The organism is Streptomyces sp. NPDC050619 (assembly GCF_040654815.1).
Classification (GTDB): Bacteria; Actinomycetota; Actinomycetes; order Streptomycetales; family Streptomycetaceae; genus Streptomyces.
Genome location: NZ_JBFAIR010000005.1, coordinates 266,989 through 283,400, shown reverse-complemented (window position 1 = coordinate 283,400; position 16,412 = coordinate 266,989). Strand labels below are relative to the sequence as shown.

The following is a 16,412-nucleotide window of genomic DNA, read 5'->3' as shown; positions in this document are numbered from 1 at the left end:
CGGCTTCGCCGGTGATCCGTCGAGGTGTCCGCGCCTCGATGCCGGGGCGGCCCCGCCGTCACGCCCCCGCCCAGGCCGCCGCGATCCGCCCCGCCAGCCGTACGTTGCCGCGCACCGCCGCCAGATTGGCGCTCAGCGAGGCGCCGTCGGTGTGCCGCACCAGGTAGTCGAGCAGAAACGGCGTGACCGCCTGACCGGTGACCCCCTCCTCCTCGCACGCGTGCAGCGCCTCGGCGAGCACGCGTGCGTGCAGCCCGGGATCCAACTGCTCCTCCTCGGGCACCGGGTTGGCGACGATCAGCGCCGACTCGGGCCCGTCGAGCGCGTCCTGAGCCCTCATCACGTCCGCCACCTGCCGCGGGCTGTCCAGCGTCCAGTCCACGGGATGTCCCGAGTCGGAGAGATAGAAGCCCGGGAAGCGGTCCGTGCCGTACCCGGCCACCGCGACGCCCAGTGTCTCCAGCCGCTGGAGCGTCGCCGGCACATCCAGGATGGACTTCACGCCCGCGCACACCACGGTGATCCGTGTACGCGCCAGCAGCCCCAGGTCGGCCGACTCGTCCTGCGTCACCGTCCACTCCCGGTGCACCCCGCCGAGCCCACCGGTCGCGAACACCCGTACGCCCGCCAGAGCCGCCAGCTGCGCGGTCGCCGACACCGTGGTCGCCCCGCTCGCCCCGGAGGCCACCGCGAGGGGCAGATCCCGGTGACCCAGCTTGCGGATCCCGTCCTCGTTCGCGACCCGCTCCAGCTGTTCCTTGTCCAGGCCGACATGAGGCCGCCCGTCCAGCACGGCGATCGTCGCGGGCACGGCGCCCTCCTGCCGTACGACGTTCTCCAGCTCCAGCGCCACCTGTAGATTCCGCGGGCGCGGCAGGCCGTGCGCGATGATCGTGGACTCCAGGGCCACCACGGGTCGACGCGCGTCGACCGCGTCGCGTACTTCTTCGGACACCACCAGCACCACGGGTCTGCCTCCTGTCGGTCGGTCTTCCCTCATCTCTGGCGGGCGGCAGACCCGGCCAAACACTTGCGGCCTGTGGGGGACGACACCAGCCTGGGGTGCATGACGGACAACACCGCACGTCTTGACCATGTCGTTCTCTGGGTGCGTGACCCGGTGGCCTCGGCCGACTTCTACGAGAAGGCGGTCGGCATGGCACCGGTGAGGCTCGCCGAGTTCGCCGCGGGGACCGTGTCCTTCCCCTCTGTACGGCTCAACGAAGAGACCATCCTCGACCTCATGCCGCTCACCATGGCGGCGGGCATGAAGATGGTCCCCGGCGCCGCCGACAGCTCGGGCCACCCGGTCAACCACGTCTGCCTGGCCCTGCCCGGCGCCGACTTCGACACGCTGCGCTCCCGCCTGGAGGAACGGTCGGTCCCGGTCTCCGACATTTCCGAGGACTCCTTCGGTGCCCGTGGAATGGCCAAGCGCAGCTTCTACTTCCGCGACCCGGACGGGAACGTCTTCGAGGCGAGGCACTACGACTAGCGCGAGGTGAAGGGGGTGCCCGCGCGCGTGGGCACCCCCACCAGGGACTCAGACCGGGCGTACGCCATCCAGCGCCCCGTGCGGATCGAGCACGTACTTGCGGCTCGCGCCCTGGTCGAACTCGGCATAGTCGCGCGGTGCGTCCTCCAGCCCGATGACGGTCGCGTTGACGGCCTTGGCGATGTGGACGCGTCCGTGCAGGATCGCCATCATCAGGCTCCGGTTGTACCGCATCACCGGGCACTGGCCGGTCGTGAAGCGGTGGCTCTTGGCCCAGCCGAGGCCGAGCCGCACCTTCAACGTGCCGCTGCGCGCGTCCTGGTCGACACCTCCCGGGTCGTCCGTGACGTACAGGCCGGGGATGCCCAGGGCACCGCCCGCGCGCTTGACGCCCCTCAGCGAGTTGAGGACGGTCGCGGGCGCCTCCGGGGCGTCCGCACCGTGGGCTCGCGCCTCGAAGCCGACCGCGTCACCGCGACGTCCACCTCGGGCTCCCCCAGGATCTCGGCGATCTGCTCCTCCACGCTGCCGCGCGACACGTCTACGGTCTCGCAGCCGAAGCTGCGCGCCTGGGCGAGGCGTTCGGCGTTGAGGTCGCCGACGACGACCGCGGCAGCGCCCAGGAGCTGCGCCGAAGCGGCCGACGCCAGACCGACCGGGTCCGCCCCGGCGGTGACGGCGCCGTGGAAACCGGTCGGGACTCGTCCCGGTCGGGGAACCTCAACAGGTTGAAGTTCGCGTACGGGACCCTGGCGTATTCGGCCTGGCCGCCCACCCAGCCGCCCATGTCGACATAGCCGTAGGCCGCCCCCGGGCCGGCCGGGTTGACGTTCAGACAGATGCCGGTCATGCGTGATCGCCGTCTCTTCGGCTCCGTGTCCTGCGGATGCCAGTCGGATGCCGGCGACGGTACGCACGGCCGAGTCTGCTACCGCCCCGGCCTGACGGCCAGCCGTCGCGTGAGGACCGTTTCCCAAGGCTTCGGAACCGGGTTCGGGACAAGGCTCAGAACAGCGGTTCGGGCAGCACGCCCTCCAGGGCCAGCAGCTTCCGCTTGGTCTCCAGTCCGCCGCCGAAGCCGCCGATGCCGCCGTCGCTCTCGACCACCCGATGGCAGGGCACGACGACCGGCAGCGGATTGGCACCCATCGCCATCCCAACCGCCTGGGCCGCGCCCGGCTGACCGACCCGCCCGGCAAGATCGCCGTACCCGACGACCGCGCCGTACCGGACGCCGGACGCCAGCTCGCGCAGCACCTGCCGGTTGAAGCCCGAGATCAACGACCAGTCCAGCGGCAGCTCGAAGTCATGCCGCTCGCCCGCGAAGTACGCCTCCACCTGATGTATCGCCTCGGCCAGCAGCGGGGAGTCGGGAGCCTCGACGGGCTCGCTGCCGAGCCGGGACGCGAGCCGGTCGAGCGCCTTGTCGCGGACCGCGTCCGTGGCGTGGAACACGACGTTGACCAGGCCCTCCCGCGTCGCGGCCAGCAGCAGCGGACCGATGTCGGTGGCGACGACGGTCCACACGACCTGCTGCTCGTACTGCCCATCGCTGTTCATGCCACCCACCGTACGGCTCGCCACTGACAACGCCCGGGGAGCGGCGGACACCGGCCCGCGCCGGCCCCGGGCGGCGCGGGGACTCAGCTCACCGGCAATGCGGCATGCTCCTGGCGTCGAGTGATCACAGAGGGCGCCACTGTGACAGCGGAGGGTCAAGGGCGGAGGATACAGGACGGCCACAACTTGAATGGAGTGACCCCAAGTCCGCTCACCGGTGCCGCACAACTGGGGCAAGGGCGTGTTTCTTTGCCGGAAAATCGTTCGACCATTCCGGTGGGAGTCATACTCTCTGCCTCGGCCCTGACCGCTCGGGCGGTCCGGGGGAGGGGTGCACATCGGGACATTCCGGAATGTAAGAGGGCGGAAGGGCAGCCGCGCATGCAAGGCACGGTCGACGGATTCAGCTACGGACTCGTCACACCGCTGGTGGCCTACCTCATGGCGTGCCTGGGCGGTGCCCTCGGCCTGCGCTGCACCACCCGGTCCATGCTCGTCGGCAACTCCTGGCGCCCGGGCTGGCTCGCCCTCGGCTCGGCCGCGATCGGCTCCGGCATCTGGACCATGCACTTCATCGCGATGATGGGGTTCAAGGTCGATCAGGCGCCGATCCACTACGACAAGGCGATGACGTTCGCGAGCCTGGGCGTCGCCATCGTCATGGTGGGCATCGGGATCTTCATCGTCGGCTACAAGGGGGCGAGGGGGACGGCCCTGATGACCGGGGGTGCCATCACCGGCCTGGGCATCGCCTCCATGCACTACCTGGGCATGGCCGGCATGCGCCTCAACGGCAAGCTGGAGTACAACACGCTCACCGTGGCCGCCTCCGTCGTCATAGCGGTCGCCGCCGCCACGGTCGCCCTGTGGGCCGCAGGCCAGGTCAGAGGGTTCCTGTGGAGCGTGGGCGCGAGCCTCATCATGGGACTCGCCGTCACCGGCATGCACTACACGGGCATGGCCGCCCTCAGTGTCCATCTCCACGACACGGCGGCCCCCACCGCGGGCGACTCGCCCGCGTCCCTGCTGGCGCCCTTGATGATCGGCCCGCTCGCCTTCCTGCTCCTCGCCGCCGTGGTCGTGCTGTTCGACCCGTTGATGGTCATGGGCAAGCCCGTCTGGACGCCCGTCGAGAACAAGCCGGGCATCCCCGCGCGCGAACTCGTCTCCCACCCCAGCGGTCGCCGCCCGGTGCTCCGCACCCGCCGCCACTCGGCACACCGCGACTCCCGCACCCCGCAGAACCGCTGATCCGCCCGGCACCGAGGCTTTCCCGCTACGGCGAAACCGCTGATCCGGCCGCGTTGTCAGTGGGGGGTCGTACGGTGGAACACATGCGGCCCGTTTCCAGCATCGAACGTACGGTGGCGCCCTTCGAGGTCGTCAGCCCCTACCAGCCCAGCGGCGACCAGCCGGCGGCCATCGCCGAGCTGTCCCGGCGCATCGAGGCCGGTGAGAAGGACGTCGTTCTCCTCGGCGCGACCGGCACCGGCAAGTCGGCCACCACCGCGTGGATGATCGAGAAGCTCCAGCGCCCCACACTCGTGATGGCGCCGAACAAGACGCTGGCCGCCCAGCTGGCGAACGAGTTCCGCGAGCTGCTGCCGAACAACGCCGTTGAGTACTTCGTCTCGTACTACGACTACTACCAGCCCGAGGCGTACGTCCCGCAGTCGGACACCTACATCGAGAAGGACTCCTCGGTCAACGAGGAGGTCGAGCGCCTGCGCCACTCCGCGACCAACTCGCTGCTCACCCGCCGCGACGTCATCGTGGTCGCCTCGGTCTCCTGCATCTACGGCCTCGGTACTCCGCAGGAATACGTGGACCGCATGGTCCCCCTCAAGGTCGGCGAGGAGATCGACCGGGACCAGCTGCTGCGCCGCTTCGTGGACATCCAGTACACGCGCAACGACATGGCGTTCAGCCGCGGCACCTTCCGCGTCCGCGGCGACACCATCGAGATCTTCCCGGTCTACGAGGAGCTCGCGGTCCGCATCGAGATGTTCGGGGACGAGATCGAGGCCCTGTCCACCCTTCACCCGCTCACCGGCGAGATCATCAGCGACGACGAACAGCTGTACGTCTTCCCGGCCTCCCACTACATCGCGGGCCCCGAGCGCCTGGAGCGGGCCGTCAACGACATCGAGAAGGAGCTGGGGGAGCGCCTGGCCGAGATGGAGAAGCAGGGCAAGCTCCTGGAGGCCCAGCGCCTGCGCATGCGCACCACGTACGACCTCGAGATGCTCCGCCAGATCGGCTCCTGCTCCGGCGTCGAGAACTACTCGATGCACTTCGACGGCCGCCAGCCCGGCTCCCCGCCGAACACCCTGCTGGACTACTTCCCGGACGACTTCCTGCTCGTCATCGACGAGTCCCACAACACGGTCCCGCAGATCGGCGCGATGTACGAGGGCGACGCCTCCCGCAAGCGCACCCTCGTCGACCACGGTTTCCGGCTCCCTTCCGCCCTGGACAACCGCCCCCTGAAGTGGGAGGAGTTCCAGAAGCGCATCGGGCAGACGGTCTACCTGTCGGCGACCCCCGGCAAGTACGAGCTCTCCCGCGGGGACGGCGTCGTCGAGCAGATCATCCGCCCGACCGGCCTCATCGACCCGGAGGTCGTCGTCAAGCCCACCGAGGGCCAGATCGACGACCTGGTGCACGAGATCCGCATGCGCACCGAGAAGGACGAGCGCGTCCTGGTCACCACACTCACCAAGAAGATGGCCGAGGACCTCACCGACTACTTCCTGGAACTCGGCATCCAGGTCCGCTATCTACACAGCGACGTCGACACCCTGCGCCGCGTGGAACTGCTGCGCGAACTGCGCTCCGGCGAGTTCGACGTGCTCGTCGGCATCAACCTCCTCCGTGAGGGCCTCGACCTGCCCGAGGTGTCCCTGGTGGCGATCCTCGACGCCGACAAGGAGGGCTTCCTGCGCTCGGGCACCTCCCTGATCCAGACCATCGGCCGCGCGGCGCGCAATGTCTCCGGCCAGGTCCACATGTACGCCGACAAGATCACCCCGGCGATGGAGAAGGCCATCGAGGAGACCAACCGCCGCCGGGAGAAGCAGGTCGCCTACAACACCGAGAGGGGACTCGACCCCCAGCCGCTCCGCAAGAAGATCAACGACATCGTGGCGCAGATCGCCCGCGAGGACGTCGACACGGAGCAACTGCTCGGCTCGGGCTACCGCAAGTCGAAGGACGGCAAGGGCGCCAAGGCCCCCGTCCCCGCCCTCGGCGGCAAGGCGGCCAAGGGCACCAAGGCCGCCAAGGGCAAGGCCAAGGAGACGGTCCCGACCGACCGCCCCGCGGCCGAACTCGCCGAGCAGATCGAGGAGATGACGGAGCGCATGCGCGCAGCCGCCGCCGACCTCCAGTTCGAGATCGCCGCCCGGCTGCGCGACGAGGTCCACGAAATGAAGAAGGAACTGCGCCAGATGAAGGAGGCGGGCCTGGTCTGACGGCCGTTCGGGCGCCGGTCACGAACCGGACGGGCGTCACTGAAGGGTCCCGGAACCTCAGGTGTACGCGCTGTGTTGCAAGACCGACACAAAGTGTGGACCGGGGTGCGGCACTGTCAGTGGCCCTGCGTAGGGTTCGGGTCATCCGCGGATCCCGCGGAAACAGGGGAAACACGAGAAGGGACCAGCGCGTGGTGGACGTATCCAAGGGCGGCACGCCCGGTGGCGGCGTGAATCTGACCAAGGGTCAGGCCATCAGCCTGCAGAAGCGAGACGGGGGCAGCCTCACCGCCGTGCGCATGGGTCTCGGCTGGCAGGCGGCTCCCCGGCGCGGCCTCTTCGGCACGCGCACCCGGGAGATCGACCTCGACGCCTCCGCCGTGCTGTTCGCGGACAAGCAGCCGGTGGACGTCGTCTTCTTCCGCCATCTGGTGAGCGACGACGGCTCGGTGCGCCACACCGGCGACAACCTCGTCGGCGGCGTCGGCCAGGGCGGCGACGACGAGGCGATCCTGGTCGACCTGGGACGCGTGCCGGTCCACATCGACCAGATCGTCTTCACCGTGAACTCCTTCACGGGCCAGACGTTCCAGGAGGTGCAGAACGCGTTCTGCCGCCTGGTCGACGAGACCAACGGCCAGGAGCTCGCGCGCTACACGCTCGCGGGCGGTGGCGGCTACACGGCCCAGATCATGGCGAAGGTGCACCGCACGGGCCCGGGCTGGACGATGACGGCGCTCGGCACTCCGGCCAACGGCCGTACCTTCCAGGACCTGATGCCCGCGATCCTGCCGCACCTGTAAGGCGGCAGGCGAGCGGCACCGACACGACACAGCGACACAGGGGGACGAGTCGATGACGGCCGAGCTGGCGCGGGGACAGAACCACCCGCTCTCCCAGGTCCGTCTGGAGATCCGGGTCTCGGCCGGCACGCCGATCGTGGCGGGGGCCACGATCGGCGACGAGCACGGCAGGGTGCACGGCGCCGAGTGGGTCGCCCATCCCGGCGCACCCACCCTTCCGGGACTGGAGGTCTCCCGGCAGGCAGCCGCCGACCATCGTCTCGCGGTCGACCTCGGCGCCCTGCCCGAGGCCGTGCACCGGGTCAGCGTGCTGCTCGCGCTGCCCGCACCCGGCGCGGGAGGCCCCGTGTGCTTCGGCGCCGTCGCCGCTCCGTTCGTCGCGGTCACCGACCTCGACGGCACCGAGGTCGCCAGCTACACGATCATCGGCCTGGACGCCGAGTCGGCCGTCGTCGCCCTGGAGATCTACCGCCGCCAGGGCGCCTGGAAGGTGCGTGCGGTCGGTCAGGGGTACGCGGGCGGCCTCGCCGAACTCCTCGCCGACCAGGGACTGCCCCAGGCCAGGCAACTCGCGAGCGGCATCAACGAGGCGGTGGCCCAGGGCCTGACCCGCTCGATTCCGGCACCTCAGCCGCACCCGGCGGACGGCGACCGCTCCCGCCAGGCGGCCACACCGGCGCGCGGCGCCGAACGGGCCGGCCCCGCGCCCCAGGCCGCCCCCGGCCCCGTACCGCAGCAGCCGATGGCTCCCCACGGGACCCAGGCACCCGGCGTACCGACACGGCCCACCTCCCCCTACGACGCACAGGGCGCTCCGGCAGCCGGTACACCACCGCAGCCGACGTCTCCGTACGACGGCGCCCAGGGCACCCCGGCGGCCGGTGCCTCGCAGCCCGGCTACTCCCAAGGGCCCGCGGTGGACCCGGCCGCGGTCACCCAACCCTCAGTCACCCAGCCCTCTGCCACTCAGCCCTCCGGCCCGACCACCGGCGGCCCGGTCGACTACCGCCACCCGCGTCGGCAGAGCGCGGCCCCGCCGCCTCCGCCGACCGCGCCTCCCACCCCGCACGGACAGCCGGCGCGTCCGGTCGCGGGCGACGCGACCGGCTGGTCCATGGACGAGCGGCTCTACAACCAGGTGTGGGGCATGTTCGAGGACCTGGCCCGCACGATGGCCGCGTACCGCAGCGCCGTCGACTTCGCCGACTCACGCATGGAGAAGGAGCTCGACCAGGCCCTGTCCGACCCGCGCAGCCGGATCGGCGGACAGGGCGACGCCGCGCGCGAGGCGGCCCGCGCCAGGCGCACCCAGCTGGTCGACCAGGCCAGGGAGGCCCTCGACCGGGACCTCACCCAGCTCGCGGCCGAGACCCAGGTCGTCGAGCCCGCGCTGCCGGCGGCCTACGCGCGCTGGGACAACCCCGTGTGGCATGCCTACCGTGTGCCGACGGAGATCCCCATGGCCGTGCGCTTCGGCGACCTCCACCTGCCCGAGGCGCCTCAGCTGCGCATACCGTTGCTCGTCCGCCTGCCGCTGGAACGCGGTCTGTGGATCGACAGCGGATCGGCCGGATCGCTCGACGGCTCGTTCGCCGACTCCCACGACCTGCGGCGCCTCGCCATGGAGACCGCGGTGGCGCACGCGGCCCGGCTGCTCGCCGTCCACCCGGCGGATGAGTTCACCGTGCATGTCATCGACCCCGCCGGCTCGGCAGCGAAGGCGCTCGCACCGCTGGTGCAGGCCGGCGTCCTCGCGGCCCCGCCCGCGCTCGGAGCGGCGGGGGTGGCGGACGTCCTCACCCGGCTCACCGAGCGCGTCGACCTGGTGCAGATGGCGCTACGTGCCGGTGCGGCCGACTCGCTCCCGCCCGGCCTCGACACCGCCGAGCAACTGCTGATCGTCAACGACTTCCCGCACGGCTTCGACGACCGCGCCGTGACCCAGCTGCGCTACCTCGCGGATGAGGGCCCGGCCGTCGGCGTCCACCTGATGATGGTCGCGGACCGCGAGGAGGCCGCCGGCTACGGCCCGTTGCTCGACCCGCTGTGGCGTTCGCTGCTGCGACTTCCTCCGGTGCCCGACGACCACCTCGCCGACCCCTGGGTCGGGCATGCCTGGACGTTCGAGCCCTCGCTCGTGCCGTCCGGCAGTCAGGTGCTCCAGCATGTGCTCAGCCAGGTCGCGACGGCCCGTACCAAGCGCAGGTAAAACGAGCTGACCAGGGAACTTGACCCCTTTTTTGCCAATCGCTTTACCTTTCCTTGGTGGTTGGGGTACCGTCTTTCTCACGGAGGGGAGTACTCCCTGTCGACTGCGGCGTACCCGTCAATACGGATCAGGCCAGATCCCGGGGCGTCGGCCCATCCTGGGTGGAAGAGACCTCCGGCAGCGACGACGCTGACATTTGCCGTTACGTACTGCCGGAGGCGCAGTGGATGTTTCCCTGACCCTGTGGGTCCTGACGATCTTGGGCCTCGCCGCCCTCATCGCGGTCGACTTCTTCATCGGCCGCAAGCCGCACGACGTATCGATCAAGGAAGCCGGAATCTGGACGGTCGTCTGGATCGTCCTGGCCGGCCTCTTCGGGCTCGGCCTGCTCCTCTTCAGCGGCGGCCAGCCCGCCGGCGAGTTCTTCGCGGGCTTCATCACCGAGAAGTCGCTGAGCGTCGACAACCTCTTCGTCTTCGTCCTGATCATGGCGAAGTTCGCAGTGCCCTCGCAGTACCAGCAGCGGGTACTGCTGGTCGGTGTCCTCATAGCCCTGGTCCTGCGGGCGATCTTCATCGCCGCGGGCGCCGCGATCATCGCCAGCTTCGCGTGGGTGTTCTACATCTTCGGCGCCTTCCTGATCTGGACCGCCTGGAAGCTCATACAGGAGGCCCGGGCCGACGAGGAGGACGAGGACTGGGAGGAGAACAAGCTGCTCAAGGCGGCCGAGCGCCGCTTCGGCGTGGCCGACCGCTACCACGGCACCAAGCTGTGGATCCAGAAGAACGGCAAGCGGGTCATGACCCCGATGCTGGTCGTGATGCTCGCGATCGGCTCCACGGACGTCCTGTTCGCGCTCGACTCGATCCCCGCGATCTTCGGTCTGACCCAGGACCCGTACATCGTCTTCACGGCCAACGCGTTCGCGCTGATGGGCCTGAGGCAGCTGTACTTCCTCATCGGCGGCCTGCTCAGGAAGCTGGTCCACCTCAGCTACGGCCTGTCGATCATCCTGGGCTTCATCGGTGTCAAGCTGGTCCTGCACGCGCTGCACGAGTCCGGGGTCCACGTCCCGGAGATCAGCATTCCGGTCTCGCTCGGCGTGATCTGCGCGGTCTTGATCGTCACCACGATCACCAGCCTCATGGCCTCCAAGAAGCAGGCGGCGGCCGAGGCGGCGCAGAAGCGGAGCGATGGCGCTCCGAAGGACAGCATCGAAGCCTGACCACGTCGGACGTAGAGACAACCATCCGCCGACGGGCCCCGCACTCCAGGAGTGCGGGGCCCGTTCGCCGTCGCCGTCGCGATCGTCCCGAGGTCACCTCACCCGGTGGCCGGCTCCGCCACCACCATCGGCACCGGCCGCGTCTCGGGCAGCAGTGCGAAGCATCCCAGGCTGAGCAGCGCGACCCCCGTCAGATACGCGCCCACGCCCCATGGCACCCGGCCACCCTGTTCGACGAGCGCGGTCGCCACGATCGGAGTGAGAGCGCCGCCGACGACCCCGCCGAGGTTGTAGCCGACCGCGGCACCCGTGCAGCGCACCCGGGGCTCGTACAACTCCGGCAGATAGGCGGCGATGACGCCGAACATCGTGATGAACGCGAGCATCGCGCCCAGGAAGCCGAGGAACATCAGCAGCGGCGCGCCCGTGGCGAGGAGCGCGACCATCGGGAACATCCATACGGCGGCGGCCGCGCACCCGGCCAGACACAGGGGCCGCCGACCGTAACGGTCGCCGAGGAGCGCGGCCACGGGCGTCAGTGAGCCCTTCACCACCACCGCGGCCATGATGCAGGTCAGCATGACGCCACGGCTCACTCCGAGCCGCTCCGTCCCGTATGCGAGGGACCAGGTCGTGACGGCGTAGAAGATCGCGTACCCGACGGCGAGAGCTCCGGCCGTCAGCAGCACGAGCCGCCAGTGGTCGCGCACCACCTCGGCGAGCGGCACGCGCGCGTGGTCGTCGATGCCGAGAAAGCTGGGGCTCTCGACGAGCGAGGACCGGAGCCACAGACCCACCGCGGCCAGCACCCCCGCCGCCCAGAACGGCACCCGCCATCCCCACTGGGCGAACTGTGCCTCGGACAGCGTCGCCGACAGTGTCAGCACCACGCCGTTGGCGAGCAGGAAGCCCAACGAGGGCCCCACCTGCGGGAAGCTCGTCCACAGCCCACGCCGATGCGCGGGCGCGTGCTCCGCGGTGAGCAGCACGGCCCCGCCCCACTCCCCGCCGAGCCCCAGGCCTTGCAGAAAACGCAGGACCAGGAGCAGCACCGGGGCGGCCACCCCGATCGTGTCGTACGTCGGCACGCAGCCGACCGCCACCGTGGACGCGCCGGTCAGCAGCAGCGAGGCGACCAGGACCGGCCGGCGCCCGTGCCGGTCCCCGATGTGCCCGAACAGCACGGACCCCAGCGGCCGCGCGACAAAGCCCACGCCGAAGGTTGCGAAGGCGGCCAGCGTCCCCGCCAACGGCGAGAACGTCGGGAAGAACAGGGGCCCCAGGACCAGCGCGGCCGCGGTCCCGTAGACGAAGAAGTCATAGAACTCGATGGCCGTCCCGGCGAGCGAGGCGACCGCGAGCCGCAGCATGGAGGGTGCCCTTACGGTGCGTACGTCGTGCATGCTGCGTCAACTACCCACGGTGACGGCGGGTTACGGGGGCGCGTGGGAGCGGCCGGTCGTCATCCGTACATGACCGGGATGCGCCGGGCGTCGCATCCCGCGAGGGGAGGGGCCGTCCTCCTGCGCGCGCACCGTGATAGACCGGGCTGAGCAGCGGTCCCCGACGGATCGCCCCACCCCAACGGACCGGAGGAACCGTGCCCCGCACCCTGGCCAACACCCCGATCATGATCCTCAACGGCCCCAACCTGAACCTGCTCGGCCAGCGCCAGCCGGAGATCTACGGCTCCGACACGCTCGCCGACGTCGAGGCCCTGTGCGTCAAGGCGGCGGCCGGGCACGGCGGCACGGTGGACTTCCGCCAGTCCAACCACGAGGGCGAGTTGGTCGACTGGATCCACGAGGCGCGGCTCAACCACTGCGGCATCGTGATCAACCCGGGTGCCTACTCGCACACGTCCGTCGCCATCCTGGACGCGCTCAACACCTGCGACGGCATGCCCGTGTTGGAGGTCCACATCTCCAACATCCACCAGCGCGAAGCGTTCCGGCACCACTCCTACGTCTCGCTGCGCGCCGACGGCGTCATCGCGGGATGCGGTGTGCAGGGATACGTGTTCGGTGTGGAGCGGGTCGCGGCGCTGGCGGGGTCGTAAACGCTTACGCCCCTCTACAGTCGCACCCGCTACAGCCGCCCCCCCCGGGCAGCCGCACCCCCTACAGCCGCCCCGCCTCCACGATCCGTCGCAGGAAGCGCCGCGTGCGCTCCTGCTGCGGGTCGCCGAAGATCTGCTCGGCGGTGCCGCGCTCCAGCACCACACCCGAGTCCAGGAAGCAGACCTGGTCGGCCACGTCGCGGGCGAAGCCCATCTCGTGCGTGGCCAGCACCATGGTCATGCCGTCGTCCTTCAGGTCACGGACGACGGCGAGGACCTCGCCCACGAGTTCCGGATCGAGGGCGGCCGTGATCTCGTCGAGCAGCAGCAGCCGGGGGCGTACCGCCAGAGCCCGGACGATCGCGGCCCGTTGCTGCTGGCCGCCGCTCAGCCGGTCCGGGTACTCGCCCGCCTTCTCGGCGAGCCCGAGCCGCTCCAGCAGCTCACGCGCGCGTGCCTCGGCCTCCGTACGTGACACGCCGTGCACCCGGCGCGGAGCCAGCGTGATGTTCTCCAGGACCGTCATGTGCGGAAAGAGGTTGTACGCCTGGAAGACCACGCCGATACGGCGGCGTACCGCGTCCTGGTCGGCGCGCGGATCGGTGATCTCCTCGTCGTCCAGCCAGATCGCGCCGTCGTCGATCTCCTCAAGGAGGTTCGCGCACCGCAGCAGCGTGGACTTGCCGGAGCCGGAGGCGCCGATCAGCGCGGTCACCGTGTGCGGGGCGACCTCCAGGTCGACGCCTCGCAGCACGACCGAGTCGCCGAAGGCCTTGCGGACGGATTCCATGCGCAGCACGGGAGCGTCGCTCACAGTGATCCTCCCTGGGCCCGCTGACGGTCCATCCGGGCCGTCACCCAGTCCGTGAACCGGGTCATCGGAATGGTCAGCGCCACGAAGACCAGGCCCGCGACGATGTACGGCGTGTAGTTGAGGCTGCGGCCCACGATGATGTCAGCGGCCCGTACGGCGTCCACCGCGCCGCCGATCGACACGAGCCCGGTGTCCTTCTGGAGCGACACCAGGTCGTTCAGCAGGGGCGGCACCTGGCGGCGTACCGCCTGCGGCAGGACCACGTGGCGCAGCGCCTGCCGGTTGGTCAGGCCGAGCGAGCGGGCCGCGGCGCGCTGCGAGGGGTGGATCGATTCGATGCCGGCGCGGAACACCTCGGCGACGTACGCCGAGTACGTCAGCGTCAGCGCCGTACCGCCCAGCAGCACCGGGTCGACGGTCACGCCCTGGAGCCGCAGCGCCGGAACCCCAAGGACGACGATCATCAGGTTGATGATGAGCGGAAGCCCGCGGAAGAAGTCGGTGTAGGCGGCGGCCAGGAACCGCAGCGGGAAGAACACCGGGCCGCGCAGCGTGCGGGCGACGGCGATGAGCATCCCGAGGACCAGCACGGCCACGCCGCAGATCAGCAGCAGCCGGACGTTGAGCCACAGTCCTTCGAGGACCTTGGGAAACGCCTCGCGCGCGTACCCCCAGTCGAAGAACGTCCCCTTGGTGCGCTCCCAGCCGGGCGCGTTGACGACGACCAGGTAGAGGACGACGCCCGTGGCCAGGGTGGAGAGCGCGGCGATCGCCGTGGCACGGCGGGACCGGGCGCGCTTGTAGGCCTCGCGTTCGATCCGCCGCTGCGACGGGACGTATCCGTCACCGTTCGCGGCGGCCGGGTCGCCCTTGCCGTCCGCGTCCTCCTCGCCGGACTCCGCCTTCGTGAGGGTCACTTGAGCACCGGGGCGTCGACGGCGTCCGACAGCCACTGCTTTTCGAGCTTCGCCAGCGTGCCGTCCTCTCGCAGCGCGTCCACCGCGTCCGTCACGCACGAGGTGAGCGCGCTGCCCTTGTCGAGCACGAGCCCGAACTGCTCCGGGGTACCGCCCTGGTTCTCGAACTGCCCAACGATCTTCGCGTCCGTCACCTCGGCCGCGGTGATGTAGAAGGCGGTCGGCAGGTCGGTGACGATGGCGTCGACCTGGCCGTTCTTCAGCGCGGACTTGGCCTGGTCGTTCTTGGCGTAGACGGCCGCGTCCTGCTTCGGCCGCACCACGTCGTCGATGTAGTCGAGACTGGTCGTGCCGACCTGGGCGCCCAGCTTGAGGTCCTTCAGGGCCGCGAGGCTCGTCGCCTTCGCGGCCTTGGAGCCCTTGAGTGCGATGACGGCCTGGCGCACGTCGTAGTAGCCGGACGAGAAGTCCACGGCCTTCTTGCGCTCGGCGCTGATCGACACCTGGTTGATGTCGAAGTCGAACGTCTTCTCGCCGGGCGCGAAGGCCTTGTTGAAGGGCACGCTCTGCCAGACCACGGCGCTCTTGTCGTAGCCGAGTTGCTTCGCCACGGCGTACGCGACCGCTGACTCGAAGCCCTCGCCGCTCGCCGGCTTGTCGTCCTTGAACCACGGCTCGTACGCGGGCTCGTCGGTGGCGATGGTCAGCTTGCCGGAGGTCTCGGTGGCCAACTTGCCCTTGGCGCAGGTCGTCCCGGCCGACCCCGAAGGCGTGCCGGCCGCCTTCTCCTCCGGCTGCGGAGCACAGCCGACGGCGGTGGCGAGGAGAGCTATGGTCGCGGCGGCGACGGCGCGGTGCAGCGCGCGCGGGGCAGGATGCATGGCGGGAGATTGACAGTCCACCGTCTCGTCTGTCCAGGTCACAGCGGGAATTGTCCGCATGGTGGGAAAGCGTGTTGCGTTCTTGTGAACACTTCCCGCGCGATCCTGACGAGAGCCGCCGGGGCCGCCGGCCGAGGGCGGGGATAGAAGGCCGGCGGCCCGTGCCGCGCAGGAGCCGTCATCCTGTGCGGGGCTGCCTCCAGTTGACCGCGCAACCACGTGCGCCGGGAGCGCGCGTATGGCACCGGCGTGCGTGAACCGTTCACACGGGGCGCGTGCGCGGGGCGTAACTCACCACGTCCGCGCCGGTGCTCACCACCCGCGCGCGTGCCACTCCGGCAGATGCGGCCGCTCCGCGCCCAGCGTCGTGTCGTTGCCGTGTCCCGGGTAGACCCACGTCTCGTCGGGGAGTACGTCGAAGATCTTCGTCTCTACGTCGTGGATCAGACTCGCGAACGCCTTCGGATCCTTACGGGTGTTGCCCACGCCGCCCGGGAAGAGGCAGTCCCCGGTGAACACATGGGGGTGTCCGTGCGGGTCGTCGTAGACGAGGGCGATCGAACCCGGCGTGTGCCCGACCAGATGGCGCGCGGTGAGCTCCACGTGCCCCACGCGGATGACGTCGCCGTCGTCGACCGGGACGTCCGTCGGCACGGGGATGCCGTCGGTGTCGTCCCGGCCCGCGTACGTACGCGCGCGCGTGGCCGCGACGACCTCGGCGAGCGCCTGCCAGTGGTCGCCGTGCTGATGTGTGGTGACGACCGACGCGATGCCGTCGTCGCCGATCATGCCGAGCAGGGTGTGTGCGTCATTGGCCGCGTCGATCAGCAACTGCTCGTCCGTGGCGCGGCAGCGCAGCAGATAGGCGTTGTTGTCCATCGGGCCGACCGCGATCTTGGTGATCATCAGGTCCCGCAGCTCGTGCACATCGGCCGGGCCGCCGACCTTCACCGCTCCGCTGTACGTCATGACCGCC

The 16,412-nt window shown here is 70.1% G+C and carries 14 protein-coding genes and 1 pseudogene; 7 read left to right on the top strand and 8 right to left on the bottom strand.

Annotated elements, in window-relative coordinates; genetic code table 11:
• Positions 1 to 58: 58 nt before the first annotated feature.
• Positions 59 to 967, bottom strand: coding sequence for a pseudouridine-5'-phosphate glycosidase (locus tag AB0I77_RS12070; RefSeq protein ID WP_363282340.1), 909 nt, complete (start codon positions 965 to 967; stop codon positions 59 to 61).
• A gap of 99 nt (positions 968 to 1,066) precedes the next feature.
• On the opposite strand from AB0I77_RS12070, the gene AB0I77_RS12065 reads away from it, so the two are divergent.
• Positions 1,067 to 1,495, top strand: coding sequence for a VOC family protein (locus AB0I77_RS12065; protein WP_363282339.1), 429 nt, complete (start codon positions 1,067 to 1,069; stop codon positions 1,493 to 1,495).
• 48 nt (positions 1,496 to 1,543) lie between these two features.
• Here AB0I77_RS12065 and AB0I77_RS12060 read toward each other — a convergent pair.
• Together AB0I77_RS12060 and AB0I77_RS12055 are read right to left on the bottom strand one after the other, a co-directional pair.
• A pseudogene (locus AB0I77_RS12060) lies at positions 1,544 to 2,342 on the bottom strand (zinc-binding dehydrogenase); the annotation flags it as partial.
• Positions 2,343 to 2,500: 158 nt separating this feature from the next.
• Entirely contained in the window at positions 2,501 to 3,055 is a 555-nt protein-coding gene (locus AB0I77_RS12055; protein ID WP_363282338.1) for a methylated-DNA--[protein]-cysteine S-methyltransferase, read from the bottom strand.
• 381 nt (positions 3,056 to 3,436) lie between these two features.
• Between AB0I77_RS12055 and AB0I77_RS12050 the strand changes: the two genes are divergently transcribed.
• The 5 genes from AB0I77_RS12050 to AB0I77_RS12030 all read left to right on the top strand — a co-directional run bounded on the left by AB0I77_RS12050 (position 3,437) and on the right by AB0I77_RS12030 (position 10,765).
• On the top strand, positions 3,437 to 4,306 hold the full coding sequence (locus AB0I77_RS12050; protein WP_363282337.1) for an MHYT domain-containing protein: 870 nt from the start codon (positions 3,437 to 3,439) through the stop codon (positions 4,304 to 4,306).
• Between the two features lie 83 nt (positions 4,307 to 4,389).
• Positions 4,390 to 6,528 (top strand): excinuclease ABC subunit UvrB, encoded by a 2,139-nt coding sequence (uvrB, locus tag AB0I77_RS12045; protein ID WP_363282336.1) that lies wholly within the window; start codon positions 4,390 to 4,392, stop codon positions 6,526 to 6,528.
• Positions 6,529 to 6,764: 236 nt separating this feature from the next.
• Entirely contained in the window at positions 6,765 to 7,331 is a 567-nt protein-coding gene (locus tag AB0I77_RS12040; protein WP_363282413.1) for a TerD family protein, read from the top strand.
• A 52-nt stretch (positions 7,332 to 7,383) separates the two neighbouring features.
• A complete protein-coding gene (locus tag AB0I77_RS12035) occupies positions 7,384 to 9,540 on the top strand; it encodes a TerD family protein (RefSeq protein WP_363282335.1) in 2,157 nt (718 codons plus the stop codon).
• Between the two features lie 223 nt (positions 9,541 to 9,763).
• The gene (locus tag AB0I77_RS12030) at positions 9,764 to 10,765 is read left to right on the top strand and encodes a TerC/Alx family metal homeostasis membrane protein (RefSeq protein WP_363282333.1); all 1,002 of its coding nucleotides are present in this window, start codon (positions 9,764 to 9,766) and stop codon (positions 10,763 to 10,765) included.
• A 98-nt stretch (positions 10,766 to 10,863) separates the two neighbouring features.
• Here AB0I77_RS12030 and AB0I77_RS12025 read toward each other — a convergent pair whose 3' ends face one another.
• The gene (locus tag AB0I77_RS12025) at positions 10,864 to 12,168 is read right to left on the bottom strand and encodes an MFS transporter (RefSeq protein WP_363282332.1); all 1,305 of its coding nucleotides are present in this window, start codon (positions 12,166 to 12,168) and stop codon (positions 10,864 to 10,866) included.
• A gap of 197 nt (positions 12,169 to 12,365) precedes the next feature.
• Between AB0I77_RS12025 and aroQ the strand changes: the two genes are divergently transcribed.
• Positions 12,366 to 12,824, top strand: coding sequence for a type II 3-dehydroquinate dehydratase (gene aroQ / locus AB0I77_RS12020; RefSeq protein WP_363282330.1), 459 nt, complete (start codon positions 12,366 to 12,368; stop codon positions 12,822 to 12,824).
• Between the two features lie 61 nt (positions 12,825 to 12,885).
• On the opposite strand, the gene AB0I77_RS12015 is transcribed toward aroQ, so the two are convergent.
• The 4 genes from AB0I77_RS12015 to AB0I77_RS12000 form a co-directional block, all read right to left on the bottom strand.
• Positions 12,886 to 13,614, bottom strand: a complete 729-nt coding sequence (locus AB0I77_RS12015) for an amino acid ABC transporter ATP-binding protein (RefSeq protein WP_363282412.1) — start codon at positions 13,612 to 13,614, stop codon at positions 12,886 to 12,888.
• A gap of 20 nt (positions 13,615 to 13,634) precedes the next feature.
• Positions 13,635 to 14,555, bottom strand: a complete 921-nt coding sequence (locus AB0I77_RS12010; protein WP_363282329.1) for an amino acid ABC transporter permease — start codon at positions 14,553 to 14,555, stop codon at positions 13,635 to 13,637.
• Entirely contained in the window at positions 14,552 to 15,436 is an 885-nt protein-coding gene (locus tag AB0I77_RS12005) for an ABC transporter substrate-binding protein (RefSeq protein ID WP_363282328.1), read from the bottom strand. The genes AB0I77_RS12010 and AB0I77_RS12005 overlap by 4 nt, the downstream gene beginning before the upstream one ends.
• A 312-nt stretch (positions 15,437 to 15,748) precedes the next feature.
• Positions 15,749 to 16,405 carry an MBL fold metallo-hydrolase gene (locus AB0I77_RS12000; protein ID WP_363282327.1) on the bottom strand — a complete coding sequence of 219 codons (657 nt, stop codon included), beginning with the start codon at positions 16,403 to 16,405 and terminating at the stop codon, positions 15,749 to 15,751.
• Positions 16,406 to 16,412: the final 7 nt, after the last annotated feature.

Excerpts from the sequence above, each read along its gene's own strand:
- AB0I77_RS12065 (WP_363282339.1), top strand. The coding sequence starts at position 1,067 with ATGACGGACAACACCGCACGTCTTGACCATGTCGTTCTCTGGGTGCGT.
- AB0I77_RS12055 (WP_363282338.1), bottom strand. The coding sequence starts at position 3,055 with ATGAACAGCGATGGGCAGTACGAGCAGCAGGTCGTGTGGACCGTCGTC.
- AB0I77_RS12050 (WP_363282337.1), top strand. The coding sequence starts at position 3,437 with ATGCAAGGCACGGTCGACGGATTCAGCTACGGACTCGTCACACCGCTG.
- uvrB (WP_363282336.1), top strand. The coding sequence starts at position 4,390 with ATGCGGCCCGTTTCCAGCATCGAACGTACGGTGGCGCCCTTCGAGGTC.
- AB0I77_RS12035 (WP_363282335.1), top strand. The coding sequence starts at position 7,384 with ATGACGGCCGAGCTGGCGCGGGGACAGAACCACCCGCTCTCCCAGGTC.
- AB0I77_RS12025 (WP_363282332.1), bottom strand. The coding sequence starts at position 12,168 with ATGCACGACGTACGCACCGTAAGGGCACCCTCCATGCTGCGGCTCGCG.
- AB0I77_RS12015 (WP_363282412.1), bottom strand. The coding sequence starts at position 13,614 with ATGGAATCCGTCCGCAAGGCCTTCGGCGACTCGGTCGTGCTGCGAGGC.
- AB0I77_RS12005 (WP_363282328.1), bottom strand. The coding sequence starts at position 15,436 with ATGCATCCTGCCCCGCGCGCGCTGCACCGCGCCGTCGCCGCCGCGACC.
- AB0I77_RS12000 (WP_363282327.1), bottom strand. The coding sequence starts at position 16,405 with ATGACGTACAGCGGAGCGGTGAAGGTCGGCGGCCCGGCCGATGTGCAC.